General features: G+C 47.2%; 15 protein-coding genes. 13 read left to right on the top strand and 2 right to left on the bottom strand.

The window, feature by feature from the left end; translation table 11 throughout:
• The first annotated feature begins 106 nt into the window (after nucleotides 1-106).
• The 7 genes from ACQY6Q_RS14170 (at nucleotide 107) to ACQY6Q_RS14140 (ending at nucleotide 9273) form a co-directional block, all read left to right on the top strand.
• Nucleotides 107-658, top strand: a complete 552-nt coding sequence (locus tag ACQY6Q_RS14170) for a carbohydrate binding domain-containing protein (protein WP_427982347.1) — start codon at nucleotides 107-109, stop codon at nucleotides 656-658.
• Between the two features lie 685 nt (nucleotides 659-1343).
• Entirely contained in the window at nucleotides 1344-3425 is a 2082-nt protein-coding gene (locus ACQY6Q_RS14165; RefSeq protein WP_427982346.1) for a glycoside hydrolase family 52 protein, read from the top strand.
• 90 nt (nucleotides 3426-3515) lie between these two features.
• The gene (locus tag ACQY6Q_RS14160) at nucleotides 3516-4634 is read left to right on the top strand and encodes a substrate-binding domain-containing protein (protein ID WP_427982345.1); all 1119 of its coding nucleotides are present in this window, start codon (nucleotides 3516-3518) and stop codon (nucleotides 4632-4634) included.
• Nucleotides 4635-4939: 305 nt separating this feature from the next.
• The gene (locus ACQY6Q_RS14155) at nucleotides 4940-6043 is read left to right on the top strand and encodes an ABC transporter ATP-binding protein (protein WP_427982343.1); all 1104 of its coding nucleotides are present in this window, start codon (nucleotides 4940-4942) and stop codon (nucleotides 6041-6043) included.
• An 84-nt stretch (nucleotides 6044-6127) separates the two neighbouring features.
• Nucleotides 6128-7387: an ABC transporter substrate-binding protein gene (locus tag ACQY6Q_RS14150; protein WP_427982342.1), complete on the top strand. Its 1260-nt coding sequence runs from the start codon at nucleotides 6128-6130 to the stop codon at nucleotides 7385-7387.
• Between the two features lie 53 nt (nucleotides 7388-7440).
• On the top strand, nucleotides 7441-8433 hold the full coding sequence (locus ACQY6Q_RS14145; RefSeq protein ID WP_055733066.1) for a carbohydrate ABC transporter permease: 993 nt from the start codon (nucleotides 7441-7443) through the stop codon (nucleotides 8431-8433).
• 9 nt (nucleotides 8434-8442) lie between these two features.
• A complete protein-coding gene (locus ACQY6Q_RS14140) occupies nucleotides 8443-9273 on the top strand; it encodes a carbohydrate ABC transporter permease (protein WP_427982340.1) in 831 nt (276 codons plus the stop codon).
• A 62-nt stretch (nucleotides 9274-9335) separates the two neighbouring features.
• Here the strand turns inward: ACQY6Q_RS14140 and ACQY6Q_RS14135 are convergent, their stop codons facing one another.
• Nucleotides 9336-9575 carry a GlsB/YeaQ/YmgE family stress response membrane protein gene (locus ACQY6Q_RS14135; protein ID WP_427982338.1) on the bottom strand — a complete coding sequence of 80 codons (240 nt, stop codon included), beginning with the start codon at nucleotides 9573-9575 and terminating at the stop codon, nucleotides 9336-9338.
• A gap of 136 nt (nucleotides 9576-9711) precedes the next feature.
• Here ACQY6Q_RS14135 and ACQY6Q_RS14130 point away from each other — a divergent pair, with 136 nt between their 5' ends.
• The 3 genes from ACQY6Q_RS14130 (at nucleotide 9712) to ACQY6Q_RS14120 (ending at nucleotide 12606) form a co-directional block, all read left to right on the top strand.
• Nucleotides 9712-10308 (top strand): GNAT family N-acetyltransferase, encoded by a 597-nt coding sequence (locus ACQY6Q_RS14130; protein ID WP_427982337.1) that lies wholly within the window; start codon nucleotides 9712-9714, stop codon nucleotides 10306-10308.
• Between the two features lie 214 nt (nucleotides 10309-10522).
• On the top strand, nucleotides 10523-11869 hold the full coding sequence (locus tag ACQY6Q_RS14125; protein WP_427982335.1) for a class II 3-deoxy-7-phosphoheptulonate synthase: 1347 nt from the start codon (nucleotides 10523-10525) through the stop codon (nucleotides 11867-11869).
• 191 nt (nucleotides 11870-12060) lie between these two features.
• Complete coding sequence (locus tag ACQY6Q_RS14120) at nucleotides 12061-12606, top strand: DUF2301 domain-containing membrane protein (RefSeq protein ID WP_427982334.1); 546 nt, start codon at nucleotides 12061-12063, stop codon at nucleotides 12604-12606.
• 55 nt (nucleotides 12607-12661) lie between these two features.
• On the opposite strand, the gene ACQY6Q_RS14115 is transcribed toward ACQY6Q_RS14120, so the two are convergent.
• The gene (locus ACQY6Q_RS14115; protein WP_427982332.1) at nucleotides 12662-13273 is read right to left on the bottom strand and encodes a LysE/ArgO family amino acid transporter; all 612 of its coding nucleotides are present in this window, start codon (nucleotides 13271-13273) and stop codon (nucleotides 12662-12664) included.
• 92 nt (nucleotides 13274-13365) lie between these two features.
• Here ACQY6Q_RS14115 and ACQY6Q_RS14110 point away from each other — a divergent pair, with 92 nt between their 5' ends.
• The 3 genes from ACQY6Q_RS14110 to ACQY6Q_RS14100 all read left to right on the top strand — a co-directional run.
• Complete coding sequence (locus tag ACQY6Q_RS14110; RefSeq protein WP_427982330.1) at nucleotides 13366-14268, top strand: LysR family transcriptional regulator ArgP; 903 nt, start codon at nucleotides 13366-13368, stop codon at nucleotides 14266-14268.
• A 25-nt stretch (nucleotides 14269-14293) separates the two neighbouring features.
• On the top strand, nucleotides 14294-15439 hold the full coding sequence (locus ACQY6Q_RS14105; protein ID WP_427982328.1) for a glycerate kinase: 1146 nt from the start codon (nucleotides 14294-14296) through the stop codon (nucleotides 15437-15439).
• 265 nt (nucleotides 15440-15704) lie between these two features.
• Nucleotides 15705-16852: DNA topoisomerase (locus ACQY6Q_RS14100; protein ID WP_427982327.1), on the top strand; the 1148-nt coding region annotated here is incomplete at its 3' end.

The raw sequence follows: 16852 nt of genomic DNA, 5'->3' as shown, positions 1-16852 counted from the left end.
AGTGCCGTTGCTCCTGAGGGTGCCGTTGCTTGGACTTGTGAATAAGCACTGATCTGGTCGCCACGTATTCCACAATACGTGGTGACTTTAATAAAGAGAGCTAAAGATGAAACGTTTGAATTATATTTCCGCTATCGCTTTCTCTTCTTTGTTAGTGGCCTGTGCAACTACCGAGCCCTCAGTTAAGCCCGTGGCAACCAGTGCAGCTGGCATTCCAATGATGGTGACTTACACCCTTAATGATGGAAAAGACTGGAAGCAAGTGAGTGCTGGTTTACTCGGTTGGGGAGATGGTGTTGCCGAGTTTAAAGTAATGGATGAACAGGCCCATGTTCGGATTAAACAGAAAGCGAGCAATGAGTGGAATATTCAGCTTAAGCGCCCCTTGTATTTGCTAGAGGGGATGCGCTATGAAATTACTGTAGAAGCCTCGGCGGATGCGCCTAGTAATATCGCCTTTGTTGTTCAGCAAAGTGAGGGCAAATACGAGACCTATTTTCGCCAAGTCGAGTTGCTGAGTACTCAGCCGGAGACATTTACCTATCAGTTTACTATGCCAAAGGACGAAATAAATGCGGTTTTTGCCATCATGTTCGGTAATGGTAAGCCTGGGGTGAATTTCAACCTGCGAAATATTAAGTTTACTTCAGTCTATTAGCACAGCATTTAGACCGCGCATTCCGAATAAACGGAGCCGGTGTTTATTAAGTGAAGTCAAGTTGGCGACTGCTTGGACTTGGCTTAATTTAAGCTGCATGCTTAGCTTTGTCTCTCGCAACAAAGCGGTTCTAACAGCATACTAAGGTGTGCTGTTTTCATTTTAAGCCTCCGACCAACACTAGTGCCTTTGCATGGGCTGTTGCTTGCCTTTAGATAGACTAAAAGCTTTAGCCCCCACTCCGCTCTTAGGTAAAGGGTGGCATCTAGCCATGTCCGCGTCTTGGTGCGTTTAATATTATTGGCTAAAAACTTGGAGTGTGTCTGCCAGATTCAAAGTGACGTTGTTCTATAAATATTGATGTTCTTTAACCACGATGGCGTTGTGGCTTTTAGCTCGGTCGCACTTTGTTGGTCGCGACGTTACGTTTTTTTTAAGGGCTATTAACGAATTTATTTAAGTGCTGTGTTTTTATGACCAAACTCAAAACTTCCTGTTTATTCCTTTGAATCGAGGCCTTAGCTTGGGTACATTTTGTCTTCGTGAAAGCGCTTACATTAAGCTTTGAAAATCGTCCACAGTAGTTTGGGTCCTTCGCTAGTTAAGCCGTATTAAACTGGTTTAAGCCATATTGAGGGCAGATATTAGCGAAAGCGTCCCGTTTTATCATTCCTTAGGAGTTGTTATGGAACAAAATCAGCAGTTTTTTCATGCTCACCATTCACCGATGGGTGCGTTAGCCAGTTTTACTGTAGGGGAATTTGGTGCTCATGGAGGAATGGGTTTAGAGCTGGGAGCTCCATACGCCGGTAATGTGTTTATCGGTTATCAAGATGGTGAAGGTGTGGTAAATGCCTTCCCGTTTTACAAAGGCGCTAAGGATCAAAGCGAACGTTATGTGCAAAAGGATGATGTATCTAGTTTAAAAGAACATATTTTTGAAGATGTTAACAGAGATTACCGCTGGGCGACCGACGGTTTTGCCGCGCCGGGTATCAGCTTCAAAATTATCACTCCGTTTTTCGATATTCCTGATCCGCAGCTAGCGCAGCAGCAAAAACTACAGCAGGCTTGTTGCCCGGCGGTATACGTAGAGCTGACTTTTGATAATACCAGCGACCAAGATTGGACCGGCTTTTTTGCGTTGCAAGGCGACGAGTTACGTTGGAATAAGTTAATTGACGGTGGCGAACAGGGCTTAGTTGGTGTGAGCTGTCGAGATCAAATTGGTATTGCTAGCCAGCACCCCAATGCACGTGCGTTTAGCCATTTCTCGGTGCAAAGTGCATTGAGCAAGATGGGCAATAATGAGTGCTTCATGTTAGGCCCTACGGCGGGTTTGATGATCGACGTTAAGGCCGGTGAGAAGGTGACCGTGCCGCTAGTATTAGGTTTTTATTTGGCCGGTAATGTTACCTATAACCGTGCCATGCAGTATTACTACACCCAGCATTTCACCGGCTTGCAGCAGGTCTTAGCATATGCTGTTAATCACTTTGATGATTATGCTGCCATTGCCCAACAAAATGACCAACAGCTAGCCGCTAGTAAGCTGAATCAACATCAGCAGTTTTTGGTCGCCCATGCTACTCGCAGTTACTACGGTTCAACCCAGTGGTTATTTGATGGCACAGAGTCTGTTTGGGTGGTTAACGAAGGCGAGTATTTGATGATGAATACGCTAGACTTGACCGTTGATATGCTGTTTTTTGAGTTACAGAAAAACCCTTGGACGGTAAAAAATACCCTAGAGCAATTTGTTAACCATTACAGCTTCTACGATGAGATTTTCCACCCCGACCAGCCAGAGAAAAACTATCGTGGAGGGATCTCGTTTACCCATGATATGGGGGTAGCAAATAACTGGAGTCCTAAGGGGCAAAGCTCTTATGAAATGGCAGGTTTAGACCGCGCCTGTTTTAGTCACATGACCTATGAGCAGCTCACCAACTGGGTATTGTGCTGTGGGGTGTATATTAGTAAAACTGGCGATGTGCAGTTTGCTACCGAGCAACGTGGCCGATTGATTGACTGTTTGCAGTCGTTGTTAAACCGTGATCATCCAGATGCGGAAAAGCGCGATGGCATCATGAGTTTTGAGTCGGCTCGTACCGAGCAGGGCGGTGAAATTACTACCTATGATTCACTCGATCATAGCCTAGGTCAGGCGCGCGGTAATATTTACCTCGCTGGCAAGAGCTGGGCGGCCTATTTGGCGATCGCCAAAGTGATGCAAGATTTAGGTGAGCAGCAACAAGCTGAACTCGCCTTAACTGCGGCCCAACGTTGTGCCGATAAGCTCGCCGATAGTCTCGACCCACAATTGGGTTATATTCCTGCAGTGTTAGACGGTCACTCTAGCAGCGCTATTATTCCAGCCATTGAAGCCTTGGTTTACCCTTACGAAATGGGCTTATTAGACGCGGTATCTGAGCAGGGGCCTTATGCTCGTTATATCAGCGTATTGAAGACTCACTTTAGTTTCATTTTGAATGAAAACTACTGCTTGTATGCCGATGGCGCGTGGAAACTGTCGTCCACCGCAGATAATTCTTGGGTAAGTAAAATTTATTTAAATCAGTATGTTGCTCGCAAGATTTTGAAATTGGATATCGCCGACAATGTAGCTAGTGATGCTGCACATCAGCGTTGGCAAACCATTGGTGCTAGTCAGCATGCTTGTTGTGATCAGTTTAGTTCTGGCAAACCCATTGGCAGCCTTTACTATCCACGTTGTGTAACAAACATCTTGTGGCTACAGGAGTAACGATTAGCCAAAACTTACTTGGCCTGAGCAACTCAGGCCAAGTTGCCTGCTCTCTTGTGAGTGTTTAGGTCTATCAAAAAGGATATTAACGTGCAGAAGTATAAACCCATTCTGCTGTTATTGGATGTAAAACACCCCTACGATCGAAAGATGCTAGAAAGCATCACTCTCGCGGCTGCGTCTAAGCCGTTTTTTCATTCTTGCGAAGTCATGGAACTGGCCGAAGCACGCTGTTGTGAAGTGCATCGTTTTGCTGGGGTTATTGGTGATTTTGCTAAGCCTAGTATTGCAGAGTTTTGTCGCCAATTAACGCTTCCTTTGGTGGCTCTCTCTGGTGCTCGCTTGGCGTTGTCTGCTAACGATGGCCTAAGTCGTGTATGCCTTGACAACAACAGTGTAGTAGAGCTGATGGTGCAAGCATTTCTAGCTCAAGGGATCCGCAAGTTGGCTTTTTACAGCGGCTTTGCCGACAGTTCTGCCGCTTGGTTGCAGGAGCGGCGGCGGGCTTTCGAGCAACTACTGCGCCGCTACCAACTAGAAGAGGTCGTGCTGGATCCGCAACACCTTAGCGCTTCGGTTACTCCGATTGGTGTGGTGGCGGCTTCCGACACCCAAGCGCGCCAGTTTAGCAATCTTTGTTGTGAACAAGATTTGAGAATCCCTCAAGATTATTCATTAGTTGGGGTGGATGCAGATCCTACTGAAAGCGCTTTATCGAAGATTACCTTGTGTTCGGTAGAGCTGCCTATCGCGGCCATGGCGGAACAAGCTTTAGCTTTGTTACAAGCTCAGCTCCAGCATCAACCGGTGCTGGATAAGGAAGTATTAGTTAAAGCAAAACAGTTGGTTATAGGTGATTCGGTAGGTGGTTCAACACTCTGTGATCCGTTAATCACTAAGGCTCTGTGGTTTCTAAATAATCATTTCCATCGGCGGATAAAAGTTGAACAGGTTGTGGACTATTGTGCGGTATCTCGCAAAACTCTTGAAACTCGTTTCAAAGAAATTCTTGGAAAAACCGTGCATCAGCAGCTGCATCAGCTGCGAATGGAGTTTGTGAAACAACAATTAAGGCTCACTCAAGTGCCCGTGAGTAGTATTGCCGAAGCGGCTGGCTTCTCAAATCAGCACTACCTGTATCATCTATTTAGGCGTGAAATGGCAATGACTCCACGACAATACAGAGAAAAATTTGAGGAGTTGTATTAACTCTTAGTTTTTTATTCTGAAACATAGGTTGTGATAGGGGAAAGTAGGCAAAGTCCGCTAGCTGGATTTGTGCCAAATAGGCTCTATGTAAGCGCTCAATTTATGTTTTATTGTTTAATAATTGTGAATTGTCATGATATCCGTTTTTTTTATGACAGGCCTCAAATCTTAACCTTTATTCATTTGAATACCTTTTCAGGCTTAGCTAAAGTGCAATCAAGAAAGCGCTTACACGAGTTGTTTAATAGAGTCTTCTGTTCACTCGGCTAGGGCCTCTCCACTTTAAACTTTGGAAATGAAACATCATGGCAGCAGTTACTTTTAATAATCTGAAAAAACGCTTCGGTAAAACCGAAGTGGTGAAAAGTTTTGACCTACATATTAATGATGGCGAATTTGTGGTGCTATTAGGCCCTTCGGGCTGTGGCAAGTCTACCACTTTAAGAATGTTAGCCGGCTTGGAAGATATTTCAGATGGTGAAATCTTTATTGCCGATGAATTAGTCAATGATTTGCACCCAATGGAGCGAAACATTGCTATGGTATTCCAAAGCTACGCGCTATACCCACACATGAGTGTTGAGCAAAATATTGCCTTTGGCTTAAAAATGACAGGTGTGCCTAAGGACGAAATTGCTAAGCGTGTGAAATACGCAGCAGAAATGCTAGAGCTAACACCATTACTACAACGTAAACCAAAAGAGCTTTCTGGTGGTCAGCGTCAACGTGTGGCAATGGGCCGTGCGATGGTTCGTACTCCAGAAGTGTTCTTGTTTGATGAACCTTTATCTAACCTAGATGCTAAGTTGCGTGGTTCTATGCGCGCAGAAATTAAGAGCCTGCACGATAAGCTTGGCACGACTACTCTATATGTAACCCACGACCAAGTAGAAGCGATGACGCTTGCTGACCGTATCGTGATTCTTAAAGATGGTTACATTGAACAAGTAGGTACACCAAAAGAAATCTTTGAAGAACCAGCTAATAAGTTTGTGGCTTCTTTCATTGGTGCACCTGAAATGAATATGATTCCCGCTACTTTGAAAAAAGCGGCTAATCATTCGAGCTTGGTATTTTCTGACCAAGAGATAGCATTAACGGCAAGCTACGCTGCGGTTGATCAAGATTGTACTCTCGGTATTCGACCAAGTGACCTGTATCTCCATCAGCGTTCTATTGACTCAGCAACCATTGGTAGCGTGAAAGCCGATGTTATCGGCGTCGAGCTTCTAGGCGCAACCTACCACATTCAGTGTGAGCTAGACGGTGCTCGTTTTATTGCTGAAGTGGCGATTTCTGACGATGTAAACGCTGATATGGACGATAAAGTGGAGTTGTTCTTCGATATTTCGCGGATCCACTTGTTTGATAATGAAACCGGAAAGGCAATCATGCCACAAATGAACTAGTTACTCCCTACGCTTTACTGCGTTGGCGCACTAGCCAGTTGCGATACTGAATAATAATAAAATTCATGTACTTAGGAGAATAGGATGTTTAATAAAAAGAAACTTGGAACAGTCGCATTAGCTTTAGGCGCAAGCCTAGCTTTGTCTGCTACCTCTGCTTGGGCTAAGACCACTATTACTGTGGCTTCGTTTCCTAGCTTTGACCAAGCCGTTGTCTCAGCCATTCCACTCTACAAAAAGCTACATCCAGAAGTGGAAATTAAGTTGGTAAGTTTAGCCTATGGTGACCACCATAATGCGATGACCACAGCTCTAGCAACCGGTGGTAACTTGCCGGATGTAATGGGTGTGGAATACGGTTACATCGGTCGTTTTGCTGCATCAGGCGGTTTAGAAGACTTGCGTGCTGCCCCCTATAACGCAGGACAGTATGAAGATTTGTTTTCTAAGTTCACCATTCCTTTAGCGACTGGCGGTACTGGTACTTTAGCAGCAATGCCTGCGGACATCGGTCCTGGTGCTTTGTTCTACCGTGAAGATATTTTAGAAAAAGCTGGCGTAACTAAAGAAGACCTAACCAAAGATTGGGACTCTTACATTGCTGCTGGTAAGAAAATTAAAGAAACAACTGGTTCTTACTTAGTAGCCAGTGCCGTAGACATTAAAGATATCGTGATTCGTAGTGGCCTAAAAGATGGTGAAGGTATCTACTTCGATTCAGACAACAATATCTCTGTTGAAAGCCCACGCTTTAAAGAAGCTTTCCGCTTAGCTAAAGCGGTTCGTGAAGCTGGTATCGACGCTCAAGTTGGTGCTTGGAGCTCAGAGTGGACCGAAGGTCTACGTCGCGGCACCATCGCTTCACAAATGATGGGTGCTTGGTTAGGTGGTCACTTAGCTGGCTGGATTGCTCCAGAAAGTAAAGGCCTATGGCGTTCATCTCACCTACCTGAAGGCTCATTTGCCAGCTGGGGTGGTTCATTCTACGCTATTCCTAAGAAAGCTGAACACAAAGCAGAAGCTTGGGAATTCATTAAGTTCATGACTATGAACAAAGAAATGCAAATTGCTGCATTCCGTGACTTAGACGCGTTCCCTGCGTTACTTGAAGCTCAAGAAGATGATTTCATTAATCAACCTATTGAGTACTTAGGTGGCCAAGTTGCTCGCGTTCAATGGAAAGAAGCTGCGGCTAAAATTCCAGCAATGGATGTTCACAAGCACGATCCAGTGGCTGAGCAAATCGTAAACGATGCTTTAGAAGCTGTATTAGAGCGTGATGCTGACATCGATGCCGAGTTAGCTAACGCTGCGAAACAAATCAAACGTCGCGCTAGACGTTAACATTAACACCGAGGGAGCTCGTCTCCCTCTCTACTTTTTGTCGGGAGTTAAAGATGTCTTCTGTAGAGTCTGCCGTAAGACCACCAGTAGCTAAAATAAGAAAGCGGACCCTAAAGCAGCGACTAAACGCTAGTGGCTATAAGTGGGCTCCTTACTTGTTTGTCAGTCCGTTCTTTATTATTTTTTCTGTGTTTGGGTTGTTTCCCTTACTGTTTTCATTGTTTTTGTCGTTTCACTATTGGGAACCAGCTTCAGGCCTAGGTGCCATGGAATGGGTAGGGATCGAGAACTTCACCTTTACTCTAACCGATGATTGGTTCCAAAAATCGGTATTTAATACCATTTGGATCGCTCTAGCCGCGGGTATTCCGCAACACGCTGTTGCAATTCCCTTGGCTTATTTCTTACATACTAGCTTTAAGCGCAGTCGTAATACCGTAGTGGGCATGTACTTCCTACCGTTTATTACTTCTTCAGTGGCGATTTCTCTAGTATTTACCACTTTGTTCTCGCGTGATTTCGGTGTGATTAACATGCTGTTTACTGCTGCGGGTAACTGGTCTGTTGGCGATATTCAACCACTAGCATGGTTATTCCCAACCGCTAACGTTGACTGGAATAGACCTGAATACACTAAAACGATGATTGCCTTCGTTGTATTCTGGCGTTACGTGGGTTGGAACACGGTATTGTATCTTTCTGCGATGCAGACCATTCCAAAAGATTTGTATGAAGCCGCTACCGTTGACGGTGCAAAACGTTGGCAGCAATTCTGGTACATCACTGTACCAATGCTTAAACCGATGATGTTCTTTGCGGTCACTCTAACCATTATTGGTAACCTGCAGTTGTTTGAAGAACCCTTCATTATTACCGGTGGTACTGGTGGTATTGAACAAGCGGGTAAAACTGCGGCCATGCACATGTATATTACGGCCTTTGTTGAAGGTGACTTTGGTACTGCATCAGCTATTTCTTGGATTCTGTTTGCTTTGATTGCCTTCCTCACCTGGGGTAACAATAAATTACTTGGTGAGAAGAAGTAGGACCAAATTATGAATAAAATTACTAAAAGCCATATCGTCGCGTATTTTATTGTGGGCATGGGTTCGATAATCATGCTAGCGCCGTTCTACTTTATGTTTGTATTCGCTACGCATAGCAACTCAGACATTCTATCGGTGCCCCCCCCAGTGTGGTTCGGTAGTGAGTTCATCAATAACGTGGGCATTCTGTTAGACGCTCTACCTTATTTTTGGCACAACATCGGCTTGAGCTTCTATGTAGCGCTAATGACCACCATCTTGAACTTGTTCTTCTGTTCATTGGCCGGTTATGCCTTTGCGATGTTCGAGTTTAAAGGCCGCAACATTATGTTCATTATGATTATGGGCACCATGTTGTTGCCACCGTTCTTAGGCATGATTCCAACTGCTTTGATCATGTCTCAATTGGAATGGATGAACCAACCACGTGCGCTATATATTCCAATGGCCTGTGGTGCGATGGGTATCTTCATGATGCGTCAGTTCATCGCTAGCGCTATTCCAAAAGAGCTAATTGAAGCTGCACGTATGGACGGTTGTAACGAGTTTGCGATTTACTGGCGAGTGGTTGTGCCACTAATTACTCCAGCCTTCGGTACGCTTGGTTTGATTACCTTCATTGGTCAATGGAACAACTTCATGGGTCCATTGGTAGTAATGAACGACATGAAGATGTTTACCGTACCGCTAGCGCTACGGGCCTTACAAGGTACTGGTCAGGTGCCATGGGGTGCAATTTGTGCTGGTGCCGCGATTGCCGTTGTACCGCTAATGATACTGTTTGTTATGACCTCTCGTAAGTTGATCGACGGTCTAACAGCAGGTGCTGTAAAAGGTTAAACACCTTCCAACCCTGTAAAATAAAGCCAGCTTCGTGCTGGCTTTTTGTTGTTTAGTTTTCGCTATTTCTTTATCACACTCACTAAGTAGAGCAGAATCACCGCGCCAACTACCGCTGTAATGAGCGAGCCGAGCATGCTGGTGGAGCCAAAACCAAGCAGGCCAAATACAAAGCCACCAATCACCGAACCAACAATGCCAACGATGATGTTGCCCAGCAGACCAAAGCCGTCGCCTTTCATGATATTACCCGCCAACCAGCCGGCAGCGGCACCAATTAATAACCAAATGATAATGCCCATTTATTGTCCTCTTTGTTTTTACCTGACTTAAGTGTAGTTAAGCTGACGGATAAATCTTCTACGGGTAGTTTTTCTTTCTATTCATGCTGTTGCGTATTAACCTGAGTACGGCTTAGAGCAGATCAAGGAGGCCCACATGAGCGCTGGTCAGTATTTAATTGAAACCGAGTTGCAAGCGGGGGAGGTGTTATTACGCCCGCTGCGCATTGCAGACAAACCCGCATTGCTAGCCGCCGAAGCTGACGGCAATTTAAGCCAGCTGTGGTACACCAGCGTGCCTAACGCTGCGTCTATTGAGCAATACTTAGACACCGCCTTAAATGACCAACAACGTGGTGTGGCCTTACCCTTTGCGGTGATCCACCAAGCCACTGGCAAGCTCATTGGTAGTACCCGCTATTGCAATGCCGACCTGCTTAACCGACGATTAGAAATAGGCCATACCTGGTACGCTAAATCCTATCAGCGCACTGCGATAAATACTCAAACTAAGCTGTTATTGTTGAGTTATGCCTTCGAGCAATTGCAGTCGATAGCGGTTGAGTTTCGCACCCATTGGCATAACCATGCCTCGCGAGCGGCCATTGCTCGGCTCGGGGCGAAACAGGATGGTGTATTACGCCATCACAGCGTTGATGCGCAGGGGCGTTTTCGCGATACCGTGGTATTTTCGATTATTCAGGCTGAATGGCCCTGTGTGAAACAAGCGCTAGAATACAAGTTACAGCGCTAGCCTCCTTAGACGTGTTATCACCTTGTTAAGCGCCATTCCGCCGTAAGGCTCTAGTGCATATGTCTGTCACTCCTGTGCTGAACCAGTTTATTGAACTGGCTCAGCTTAATATTTAGATAAAAATTCATAGTGGGTGAAAAAACTTAAATTAGCGCTTTTCATGCGCTCTAGAATGCCTATTATGGGGTTTTTATTAGAGTCTTGGGAACGCAACATGACGCAATGGACACCCTCAAGCTGGAGAGACAAACCAGTAAAACAACTACCCACTTACCCTGATCAACAAAAACTACAAGAAGTTGAAGCCCACTTGGCCGATCAACCACCACTAGTTTTTGCTGGTGAAGCACGTGCTTTACGTGCCGACTTAGCCAAAGTGGCTAAGGGTGAGGCCTTCTTATTGCAAGGGGGCGATTGCGCCGAGAGTTTTGACGAGTTCCGCACTAGCCATATTCGTGACACCTTTAAAGCCTTGATGCAAATGGCTGTGGTACTCACCTTTGGCGGGCAAAAGCCAGTGGTTAAAATTGGCCGTATTGCGGGTCAATTTGCTAAGCCACGCAGCGACGATATGGAAACCATCGACGGCCTTAGCTTGCCTTCTTACCGTGGCGACATTATTAATGCCATCGACTTTAATGAGCAAAGCCGGGTGCCAGATCCGCAGCGCATGGTGGCAGCTTATAACCAATCTACCTCAACACTTAACTTAATTCGAGCCTTCGCCCAAGGTGGCTTGGCCGATTTAAATCAGGTGCACAAATGGAATCTAGACTTCATTAAGAAGAGCCCGCTAGGCGAGCGTTACGAAGCGATTGCCGGTAGCATTGAAGAGTCTCTAGCTTTCATGAATGCCTGTGGTATTAACCCTGAAACCGCACCGCAATTGCGTGAAACCAACCTGTACACTTCGCACGAAGCGCTACTATTGCCTTACGAGCAAGCACTGACTCGTTGTGACAGCTTAACCGGTAAGTGGTACGACTGTTCGGCACATATGTTGTGGATAGGTGACCGTACTCGTCAAATCGATCATGCTCACATCGAGTTCTTACGTGGTGTAGAAAACGCCATTGGCCTTAAGGCTGGCCCGACTACCGATCCTGAAGAGCTACTAAAAATTATCGACATTATTAACCCGAACAACGAAGCTGGTCGCTTAAACCTCATCGTGCGTATGGGCGCTGATAAAGTGGCTGATCACCTACCTGCTTTAATTAGAGCGGTGGAGCGTGAAGGTAAAAATGTTGTTTGGAGCTGTGACCCAATGCACGGCAATACCATTAAAGCGCCAAATGGTTACAAAACCCGTCGCGTTGATGACGTATTACGCGAAGTACAGCAATTCTTCCAAATTCACAAAGCCGAAGGCAGCTATCCTGGTGGTGTTCACTTTGAGATGACCGGGCGTAACGTGACCGAGTGTGTGGGCGGTGCTTTCCAAATTACCGAACACGATCTAGCTCAGCGTTACCACACTTACTGTGATCCTCGCTTAAATGCTGACCAAGCTTTAGAGTTGGCTTTCTTAATTGCCGACCACATTAAAGCCGCACGCTAATTAGCGAGTGGTTTAGCTATTTGATAAAGCCACCTGCGGGTGGCTTTTTTGTGGCTTTGGTTTAGCCAGCATTATTGTTCATAGCGCTTCGACCAGCCTTGTTTATATACTGGGTGGTGATTGCTATTTTCTGCGGCCAGCGCTTTAATACAGCTAGTCTTTGTTGTCGCTAATGCATAAGGAGCATGCTGGTGGCCAATCCCGAATATCAAGAAAATCTAGACCGTATCGACGTTCTCAGTGTGCTGGGTTATCGCTTAGGCTGGCTCGGTTTAAGCTTTAGTTTTATTGCGGCGGCTTACCAATTATTAGTCAATCAATGGGTATGGCAGCCGCTGTGGTTATTGGCTGGCTGTGTTGCCCTGCAGGCCTTTAACTTACACCTTTATAGCAATGCTATTCGTTACCTTATGCAAGGCTTAGGCTGGTTAGGTTTGTGGCTGGCCATGGCCTTTTATTTGTGGCATTGGCCGCTGTTATCTTACTTAGCCCTAGCCTGTTTTTATGTGGTAGTGGCCGGCTTAGCCTTTAAAGAGAGTTTTTGTTTTAACTTGGGGCAATTGCGTTGGTTGGGTGGTTTGCTAGCCCTTGAATATGGCCTGCGGTTTTCACCGTGGTTAGGTTCGCGCGGGATCTTGCTGCTAGTGATTGCCGGGCTGTGCTCTTATATTAGTTACCAAAAGTGCCGCCAAGCGCTATATCTGGATGTGGGTAAGCGCGATAACTATGAAGTTTAGGCTTAATTAAGTACTGGCACGCCGAGCGGCGGCGTGCCCTTGGCTGAACTGGTGTTTAGCCAAATACAAACTTTAATAAATAGCCCGCCAAGCCAAACATCATCAGGCCAATCAAGCTATCAATGATTTGTTGAGCGCGTGGTTTAGCCAGCCAAGGCGCGAGTTTTGCGCCTAACAAAGCCAAACTGAAAAACCACAGAAAGGATGCGCTAATGCCGCCAGCCACAAACATCGGTCGGTGTTCAGTACTGATATTGGCGGCAAAGCCTCCCAGGATCACAATGGTATCGATATACACATGAGGGTTAAGAAAGGTAAAAGCGCAGCAGGCCAAAATAATCGCTTTTAGCTCGTGCTTAGCCTCGCCCTGAGCAAATTGACTCTTACCCCGCCAAGCTCGCTGCAAACACTGATAGCCATATACCAGCATAAAGCCCGAACCAAGAATGCTAATGGTATATAGCAGCCACGGATAAGCGTTAAATAATTGCGCGCCGCCCCATACGCCTAGGCTCATAAAAAACACATCGGCCATCGAGCAAAAGCTGGCTACCAGCAAGTGATGGCGACGACGGATCCCCTGATTCAGTACAAATGCGTTTTGCATGCCAATCGGCATGATCAGTGAGGCCATAAGGCTGAGGCCAGTGAAGTAGCTGCTAAACATAATATCCAATAAATAAGGGGGAATGGCAGGACTATACTCAGCTAATTTGCTTTAATATAGCTAATAATTTTAATCCTAAATAAGTTTTGCTAATGAGTTTCGCCGATATCGATTACAAGTTACTTAAAGCCTTAGAGGCGGTAGTGAGTGAGCAAAGTTTTGAGCGTGCCGCCCTGCGTTTACACCTTACCCAATCGGCGATTTCGCAGCGGATTAAAAGCCTAGAGAATCAGCTGGGCCAGCCCTTGTTGATCCGCTCACAACCGTTAATGGCGACTGAATTGGGCCAACAGCTATTGGGCCATTACCAGCGGGTGCAACAGCTAGAAACCGAACTGGCTCAGCAGCTAAGCTTGGGCGATAAGCGGGTGCAGGCCCTGCCTTTGGCGGTAAACGCCGACAGCTTAGCCAGTTGGCTCATTCCGGCGCTAAGCCCCACCTTGCAACAGCAGCATGTGGAAATGAACCTATATGTGGAAGACGAATCGCGCACCTGGCAACGGATGCGCAGCGGCGAAGTGCTAGCCTGTGTCACCAGCAAGGCAAAACCAATTGCCGGCAGCGATAGCCAATTTTTAGGTTACATGGAATATTTATGTGTGGCGACGCCGGAATTTGCCCAGCGCTTTTTTCCTCAAGGGGTGAATCGCGACAGTTTGAGCAAGGCGCCGGCGATGTCTTTTGACCAGCATGATGATATGCACATTCAATTTTTGTCAGAGCATTTTTCTTTACAGCCGGGGGAGTATCCTTGCCATACGGTGCGTTCTTCTGAAGCCTTTATCGAACTGGCTTTAGCCAGTGGCGCCTATAGCTTAAATCCGCGCTTACAAATGGCCGAGCACTTGGCCGATGGGCGACTGATTAACCTGCTTCCCGACTTACAAGTGCGGGTGCCACTATACTGGCATCATTGGCAATTAGCAGGTAAGTTAATGAAACAACTCAGTGAACAAATTCGCAGCTATACTCAAAATTGTTTACCGCAGCGCTAGGAAAATAGATAAATAAGGACAGCCGATGAAGATTGTTATTGCACCTGATTCATTCAAAGAAAGCCTTACAGCCATGGAAGCGGCGGAGATGATAGAACAAGGCTTTCAAAGTGTTTTCCCCGATGCCGAATACTGTAAAGTGCCGCTGGCCGATGGCGGCGAGGGTACGGTGCAGGCCATGGTAGATGCCACGGGCGGGCAAATTATGCCGGTCTTGGCTACTGGGCCAAGAGGCAATCAAGTAGAAGCCTTTTTTGGTGTGCTCGGTGACAAGCAAACCGCGGTGATTGAAATGGCCGCCGCCTCTGGGCTGCATTTAGTGGAGCCGGCCCTACGCGATCCGCGTAAAACCTCTAGCTACGGTACTGGCGAGTTAATCGCCGCCGCCCTAGATGCGGGCGCGACTAAACTGATTATCGGCTTGGGCGGTAGCGCCACCAACGACGCCGGTGTGGGCATGTTGCAGGCCTTGGGCGCACAGTTTTTTGACCAGTTTAACAAGCCGCTAAAACGCGGCGGCGCCGAGCTTATCGAGCTAGAACGCATCGATATTTCAGGCCTAGACCCGCGCTTAGCCGAAGTTGAAATAGAAGTGGCCTGCGACGTAGATAACCCTCTCTGCGGCGAGCAGGGTGCTAGCGCGGTATTTGGCCCGCAAAAGGGGGCCACGCCAGAGATGATCCGCCAGTTAGACGCCGCACTGGGGCGTTTTGCTTCGGTGGTATTTAGTCAGTTTGGTATCGACATTATGCATGTAGCAGGCAGTGGCGCCGCTGGCGGCTTAGGTGCGGCTTTGTTAGCCTTTATGCAGGCGGAATTGCGCCCCGGCGTGCAAATTGTTACCGAAGCGGTGGATTTAGCGAGCAGCCTAGAAGGTGCCGACTTGTTGATTACCGGTGAAGGGCGCATCGACAGCCAAACCATTGCTGGTAAAACTCCCTATGGTGCGGCGCAAGTCGCCATGCAATATGGCGTGCCGGTGATTGCCTTTGCCGGAGCCATGTTACCGGGTTACGAAGTGGTGCACGAGCATGGCATTAATGCGGTCTTTTCCATCGTGCCCGGCCCCTGTGATTTAGCCCACGCGATAGAGCAGGCTGAAGCTAACCTATTAGTTGCGGCGCAAAATGTTGCCGCCACGATTAAACTCAGCCAAGAAATGCTTAGTTAGGCGTACAAGCTGGCGTTGAGGCGGCATAACATAGCGAGGGTTTAGAGGGAGACTTTTGGTTATTTCTCTGGCTGGCATTCTGTTTTTGCCCCAGCGCGCCTGCGCTACTCGGCGATAATGAAAGGGGATTTTAGAGCTAGCCTACTGGACTGTAGCTTGCTTTGCTTTTTACCATTTCAATTCATAACCTAGGCCAACAGAAAACCTTCCAATAAAACCTCAACTTATACTAGAATGACTGTATAAAATAACAGTGGTTGTCGTTGTGCGTCTTTATATTGCCGAAAAACCCAGCTTGGCGCGGGCCATTGCTGCGGTGTTACCCAAACCTCAGAAAAAGCATCAAGGCTATATTGAACTGGCCAATGGCGACTGCGTCACTTGGTGTATTGGGCATTTGCTGGAGCAAGCCGAACCGGCCGATTACGATGCCAAATACAAGCAATGGCGCTTTGAACACTTACCTATTTTTCCAGAGCAGTGGCAATGGCGGGCGAAATCTAACACCGCCAGCCAGTTAAAGGCGATTAAAGGCTTAATTAAGCAAGCCACTAGCTTGGTGCATGCCGGCGACCCAGACCGTGAAGGGCAGTTGCTGGTGGATTTAGTCATCGAGCACTGCAAAACCAAGGCGGCCTTAAAGCAAGCTTGCCAACGTTTGTTGGTGAGTGACCTTACCCCTGCGGCGGTGGCGCGCTCTTTAAAACAGTTGAAACCCAACCAACAGTTTGCTGCGCTGTCTAGCTCGGCCTTGGCGCGTACTCGCGCCGATTGGCTGTATGGCATTAACCTCACTCGCGCTTATACCCTTAAAGGCCAGCAGCAGGGTTATTCTGGGGTATTGTCGGTGGGGCGAGTACAAACTCCAGTACTGGGTTTAGTGGTGCGCCGTGACCAAGCCATTGCCGAGTTTGTTAGCCGCCCTTTTTATCAAGTGGAAGCCGAGCTGAAAACCGAGCAGGGCGAGCACTTTAAGGCGTTGTGGCAGCCTAGTGAGGCCTGCCAGCCTTATCAAGATGAGGACGGCCGAGTGCTGAGTCGGCCCCTAGCTGAGCATGTGGTAAAGCGGATTCAACAGCAGCCCGCAACAGTGGATACGCTCAAGCAGCAAGACAAACAGCAAGCGCCGCCTTTACCCTATAACCTATCTAGCCTGCAAATTGATGCGGCCAAGCGTTATGGTTATAGCGCCAAGCAGGTCTTAGATATTTGCCAAAATTTGTATGAGCGGCATACTCTAATTACCTATCCGCGCTCCGATAGTCGCTACCTGCCCAAGCAGCATCATGGCGAGGCGCCAGAGGTGCTCGCCGCGCTTAAGGCCAATAGTGAAGAACTGGCCAAAGCCTGTAGTGAGGCCGATCCTACTTTGCGCAGTAAGGCCTGGAACGATGCCAAGGTTGATGCTCATCA

Origin of the sequence: Agarivorans sp. (assembly GCF_050295395.1) — a bacterium.
Classification (GTDB): domain Bacteria; phylum Pseudomonadota; class Gammaproteobacteria; order Enterobacterales; family Celerinatantimonadaceae; genus Agarivorans.
The sequence above is the reverse complement of the archived record's forward strand: the minus strand, read 5'-3'. Positions and strand labels throughout refer to the sequence as shown.

Bases quoted from the DNA above. Each gene is read 5' to 3' on its own strand.
- ACQY6Q_RS14140 (WP_427982340.1), top strand. From the start codon at position 8,443: ATGAATAAAATTACTAAAAGCCATATCGTCGCGTATTTTATTGTGGGC.
- ACQY6Q_RS14145 (WP_055733066.1), top strand. From the start codon at position 7,441: ATGTCTTCTGTAGAGTCTGCCGTAAGACCACCAGTAGCTAAAATAAGA.
- ACQY6Q_RS14110 (WP_427982330.1), top strand. From the start codon at position 13,366: ATGAGTTTCGCCGATATCGATTACAAGTTACTTAAAGCCTTAGAGGCG.
- ACQY6Q_RS14105 (WP_427982328.1), top strand. From the start codon at position 14,294: ATGAAGATTGTTATTGCACCTGATTCATTCAAAGAAAGCCTTACAGCC.
- ACQY6Q_RS14165 (WP_427982346.1), top strand. From the start codon at position 1,344: ATGGAACAAAATCAGCAGTTTTTTCATGCTCACCATTCACCGATGGGT.
- ACQY6Q_RS14155 (WP_427982343.1), top strand. From the start codon at position 4,940: ATGGCAGCAGTTACTTTTAATAATCTGAAAAAACGCTTCGGTAAAACC.
- ACQY6Q_RS14115 (WP_427982332.1), bottom strand. From the start codon at position 13,273: ATGTTTAGCAGCTACTTCACTGGCCTCAGCCTTATGGCCTCACTGATC.
- ACQY6Q_RS14170 (WP_427982347.1), top strand. From the start codon at position 107: ATGAAACGTTTGAATTATATTTCCGCTATCGCTTTCTCTTCTTTGTTA.
- ACQY6Q_RS14125 (WP_427982335.1), top strand. From the start codon at position 10,523: ATGACGCAATGGACACCCTCAAGCTGGAGAGACAAACCAGTAAAACAA.
- ACQY6Q_RS14130 (WP_427982337.1), top strand. From the start codon at position 9,712: ATGAGCGCTGGTCAGTATTTAATTGAAACCGAGTTGCAAGCGGGGGAG.
- ACQY6Q_RS14150 (WP_427982342.1), top strand. From the start codon at position 6,128: ATGTTTAATAAAAAGAAACTTGGAACAGTCGCATTAGCTTTAGGCGCA.
- ACQY6Q_RS14135 (WP_427982338.1), bottom strand. From the start codon at position 9,575: ATGGGCATTATCATTTGGTTATTAATTGGTGCCGCTGCCGGCTGGTTG.